This is a genomic window from Rugamonas fusca (genome assembly GCF_014042365.1).
Taxonomy (GTDB): domain Bacteria; phylum Pseudomonadota; class Gammaproteobacteria; order Burkholderiales; family Burkholderiaceae_D; genus Rugamonas; species Rugamonas fusca.
Window position 1 is genome coordinate 1 of the sequence record NZ_JACEZS010000054.1, and the last position, 1,611, is coordinate 1,611.

1 rRNA gene is annotated in these 1,611 nt (G+C 52.6%); it reads left to right on the top strand.

Annotated elements, in window-relative coordinates:
• Positions 1-1,611: ribosomal RNA gene (locus H3H36_RS26240) — 23S ribosomal RNA — on the top strand; the annotation flags it as partial.

Here is a 1,611-nt window from a genome sequence, read left to right on the forward strand (position 1 = left end):
GAAGGTGGCTTGTAAAGGCTGCTGGAGGTATCAGAAGTGCGAATGCTGACATGAGTAGCGATAATGGGGGTGAAAAGCCCCCACGCCGTAAGCCCAAGGTTTCCTGTTCAACGTTCATCGGAGCAGGGTGAGTCGGCCCCTAAGGCGAGGCAGAGATGCGTAGCTGATGGGAAGCAGGTTAATATTCCTGCACCGTCGTATGATGCGATGGGGGGACGGATCGCGGAAGGTTGTCCAACTGTTGGAATAGTTGGTTCCTGTTTCATAGAAGGCGCTTAGGCAAATCCGGGCGCGTAATTCAAGGGAATGGGACGAGGAGCTTAGGCTCTGAAGCAATCGGAAGTGGTTCCAAGAAAAGCCTCTAAGCTTCAGTCATACGAGACCGTACCGCAAACCGACACAGGTGGGCGAGATGAGTATTCTAAGGCGCTTGAGAGAACTCGGGAGAAGGAACTCGGCAAATTGGTACCGTAACTTCGGGAAAAGGTACGCCCCGGTAGCTTGACCACTTTACTGTGGAAGGGTGAAAGGGTTGCAATAAACTGGTGGCTGCGACTGTTTAATAAAAACACAGCACTCTGCAAACACGAAAGTGGACGTATAGGGTGTGACGCCTGCCCGGTGCTGGAAGATTAAATGATGGGGTGCAAGCTCTTGATTGAAGTCCCAGTAAACGGCGGCCGTAACTATAACGGTCCTAAGGTAGCGAAATTCCTTGTCGGGTAAGTTCCGACCTGCACGAATGGCGTAACGATGGCCACACTGTCTCCTCCCGAGACTCAGCGAAGTTGAAGTGTTTGTGATGATGCAATCTACCCGCGGCTAGACGGAAAGACCCCATGAACCTTTACTGTAGCTTTGCATTGGACTTTGAACCAATCTGTGTAGGATAGGTGGGAGGCTTAGAAGCGGGGACGCCAGTTCTCGTGGAGCCAACCTTGAAATACCACCCTGGTTTGTTTGAGGTTCTAACCTTGGCCCGTTATCCGGGTCGGGGACAGTGCATGGTAGGCAGTTTGACTGGGGCGGTCTCCTCCTAAAGTGTAACGGAGGAGTTCGAAGGTACGCTAGGTACGGTCGGACATCGTGCTAATAGTGCAATGGCATAAGCGTGCTTAACTGCGAGACTGACAAGTCGAGCAGGTACGAAAGTAGGACATAGTGATCCGGTGGTTCTGTATGGAAGGGCCATCGCTCAACGGATAAAAGGTACTCTGGGGATAACAGGCTGATTCCTCCCAAGAGTTCATATCGACGGGGGAGTTTGGCACCTCGATGTCGGCTCATCACATCCTGGGGCTGTAGCCGGTCCCAAGGGTATGGCTGTTCGCCATTTAAAGTGGTACGTGAGCTGGGTTTAAAACGTCGTGAGACAGTTTGGTCCCTATCTGCCGTGGGCGTTGGAAATTTGAAGGGGGCTGCTCCTAGTACGAGAGGACCGGAGTGGACGAACCTCTGGTGTACCGGTTGTCACGCCAGTGGCATTGCCGGGTAGCTAAGTTCGGAAGAGATAACCGCTGAAAGCATCTAAGCGGGAAACTTGCCTTAAGATGAGATTTCCCGGAGCCTTGAGCTCCTTGAAGGGTCGTTCGAGACCAGGACGTTGATAGG